At 56.0% G+C, this 3223-nt stretch carries 3 protein-coding genes; all 3 read left to right on the forward strand.

What is annotated here, in order from left to right:
- Positions 1-570: 570 nt before the first annotated feature.
- Genes ACXJ5O_RS22645 through ACXJ5O_RS22655 form a run of 3 tightly spaced genes read left to right on the forward strand, consistent with a single transcriptional unit; the run spans position 571 to position 2860 of the window.
- Positions 571-966: a hypothetical protein gene (locus ACXJ5O_RS22645; protein WP_457301865.1), complete on the forward strand. Its 396-nt coding sequence runs from the start codon at positions 571-573 to the stop codon at positions 964-966.
- The gene (locus tag ACXJ5O_RS22650; RefSeq protein ID WP_457301866.1) at positions 963-2348 is read left to right on the forward strand and encodes an MFS transporter; all 1386 of its coding nucleotides are present in this window, start codon (positions 963-965) and stop codon (positions 2346-2348) included. The genes ACXJ5O_RS22645 and ACXJ5O_RS22650 overlap by 4 nt, the downstream gene beginning before the upstream one ends.
- Before the next feature lie 14 nt (positions 2349-2362).
- Positions 2363-2860, forward strand: coding sequence for a DUF3833 family protein (locus ACXJ5O_RS22655; protein WP_457301867.1), 498 nt, complete (start codon positions 2363-2365; stop codon positions 2858-2860).
- Positions 2861-3223 lie beyond the last annotated feature (363 nt).

Consider the following 3223-nt stretch of genomic DNA (forward strand, 5'->3'; position numbering starts at 1 on the left):
GTGCAGAACGTCTCCGTGTTCATCAGCTCAAGCGACGTATTGAACGCGCCCCAGGATCCGCCCATCGGTTTTACGACGCGGGGCGTTTCAATCGAAGCGAGGGCGACAGCGGGAGAAGGCAAACATTGAAACGCAAAGTCGCCATCGTCTTCGCGATTTGTCTGGCTCTGGCTCTGGATCGTCGGGGCTGACCGTCTGCTGGTTCGATCCCAAAGGGTTACAAGAGCGAAGTGGCCCAGAATTCCGACTTTCGACGACCGCCTTATAATGACTGTGGAGGTGGACGATGGGCGGTTTCACCGTATCGAGGTCCTAACTTGAAGACGCTCGATGTCCAGCATCTGGCGCAACGGGCTTGCTCGTTCGCTGCTTCCTCCGACAACAATTCGCTTGGCGTTTCTAAAACCAATTGCTGAACCAAACGAACTCAAAACCTCCCCTTGAAACTAATCCAACGGACGTGTTCTCACGTACCCATATCATTCCGAATAATCGGGATGACCAAAATGGATCTTGAGACGCAACACCGACGACCTCTCGTCGGGCGGCTTCATTGCTGGAGTAACTGCAATGTTTATCCCGATCAAAGCTTCCGCTCTCCCGGGTGTGCTCATCGTCTTGGCGCTGGTCAATCCGACAAATGCAGAAACCTTGTCGGGAGCCGACATCCGGCAGCTGGTAAGCGGTCAAAAAGTTTATCTCTCGACACCGTTTGGTGTCGAGCTTCCCCTGATCTACCAATCCAACGGTGAGGTCGTCGGCAACATTTCAGGGATATCGGTAGCGCGAATGTTTGCACCACGGGAAACAGGAAAATGGTGGGTTCAAGGCAATGTGCTGTGCCAGAAATGGCCGACATGGTACAAGGGAAAGCAATTCTGTTTTTCTGTGCGCAAGATCGGCGTCAATAAAATTGCTTGGCTGCGGGACGACGGGACGGCTGGCACAGCCCGCATAGGCGGATGACGAATTCATCAACACCCGTAGGACTGGGTCGGTACGTCGCCTATGCCCTGCCGGCCATTCCCATCGCGGCTCTTACGCTGCCGCTCTACATCATCGTACCCACGTTTTACAGCGAGGTTACGGGGCTATCCCTTGCGACGCTCGGCTCGGTGCTGCTTCTGATCCGGCTCTTCGATGCCGCAAGCGATCCAATCATTGGGTGGCTTTCGGATCGCTATTCGCCGGCTTTCGGGCGCAGGCGGAGCCTGTTCGTCCTCTCGATCCCAGTCACCGCAACCGGCGCGTTGATGGTGTTCTGGCCGCCGTCAGACGCCGGCGTGTACTATCTGTTCTTGTGGGGCGTCGTCCTGTCTGTTGGACATACCGCCACAAGCCTTCCCTATACGGCTTGGGGCGCTGAGCTCGCAACCGATTACAGCGGCCGCTCGACCGTTGCTGCGTATCGGGAGACTGCAACCTTGGCCGGCACCCTGCTTGCTATTGCGCTGCCCTTTGCCGTCGGGCTCGATCGCACCCTCGCCTTCCATGGACTTGCCGCGGTTGGGGTTGTCGTCGCGGTCGTGCTACCGGTTGCCGGACTGATTGCGGTGTGTTGTGTGGCCGAGCCGCGCAACCGATCGATGAGAAGCATGACCTTGATGCAAGGAGTGCAAGCACTCCTCAGCAACCGTGCATTCCTGCGTCTTCTGCTGGCGTTCGTTCTCAATGGTCTTGCCAACGCCATTCCCGCCACCCTGTTTCTCTATTTCGTATCGGACCGCCTGGACGCGCCGAATATGCGCGGTCCGTTGCTTTTTCTGTATTTTGTCTGTGGGATTGTGGGCGTGCCACTTGCCGCATGGGCGGCGATGATCGTCGGCAAACATAGGGCATGGTGTTACGCCATGGGCGTCGCATGTCTGGTGTTTGCCTTCAGCGGCTTTCTTGACCAGGGAGACCTCATCCCGTTTGCGGTAATCTGCGGCCTAACCGGACTGCTTCTAGGATTTGACCTCGCCCTGCCCGCTTCGATCCAGGCGGACGTCGTTGACGTCGACACGGCCTCCTCCGGCAGTCAAAGAACTGGAATATATTTCGCCGCCTGGAGCCTTGCCACCAAGTTTTCGCTGGCGCTCGCGGTCGGCCTGGTGTTTCCGCTCCTGCATTGGTCCGGCTTTAATGCACAGGCTCAGGGCCAATCCGGCGCATTCGCTCTTGATGTGTTGAGCGCGCTCTATGCCTGGCTACCGATCGCCTTCAAACTGGGAGCGATCGGCCTCATGTGGGGCTTCCCGCTTGACGAGGCAGCCCAACACAAGCTGCGCCAAAACATCGAACGATCCCAGAAATCGCGGATGTCATCCAAAACCGCACGATTTTCGTATCCAGAAGCAACCGATTAACGGGGGAGGAAACCTTGCGCCAGTTGTTGACGATTGCCATTGTCTTTATTGCCAGCAGCCTGTTTACAGCCGCCTTGGCGAAAGACCTTGTTCTGGAGAAATACTTCGTCGGAAATACCCGCGCGGAGGGGCAATTCAGTGCAATCAATGGTGTCAAAAAAAGCTTCAAAGTTCAGCTGTCCGGCCGATGGAACGGCAAGCGTCTGCTTCTCCGAGAGGATTTTACTTACGCGGACGGTGAAAAGGACCGGAAGACCTGGCAATTCGTGAAGACAAGTCCCACGACCTATGTCGGCATTCGCGAAGATGTGGTCGGCCGCACCCTCGTAACCGTGAAAGGCGACACGGCGCGCTTTAGCTACGATGTCTATCTTGACGGCAAAACCCGCAATAATCGCGTCCGCTTTCATGACAAGATGACGTTGAAAAGCGATGGGGTGTTGATCAATGATGCATGGGTGAGCAAGTACGGATTTCCGGTGGCGTGTACCCACGTCAAATTTCGCAAATGATGAACGCGCTCTTTCGCTCTTTTTCCAATTGCCGGCTTTGTCAATGAATGGCTTTCGGGGAAACTATAATGCGGTCGTCGTCAGGTCAGGCGCTGTTCCAGGCTCTGGTTTCAAATACGCGCTCGAACGTCGTCCAGGCTGTCAGTCTTGGCTATTGAAGGGTACGCGCAATTGCGAGCGCTCCTATTCGAGCCAAATCTTCATTGTCCTGCGAAATGGTCTTATTCTTCGAGGCTTCATTCACCCGAAGCCGCTCTTGATGCGCCAGTCACCGCAAAATTGTCAGGCGCGGGAAGAGCCAAGGGCGTTTGCGGCATGAACTCGTTCCGCTCCGCCATATATGCGGGTAAGGTCACCCACAAG

Source organism: Phyllobacterium sp. P5_D12 (genome assembly GCF_054049495.1).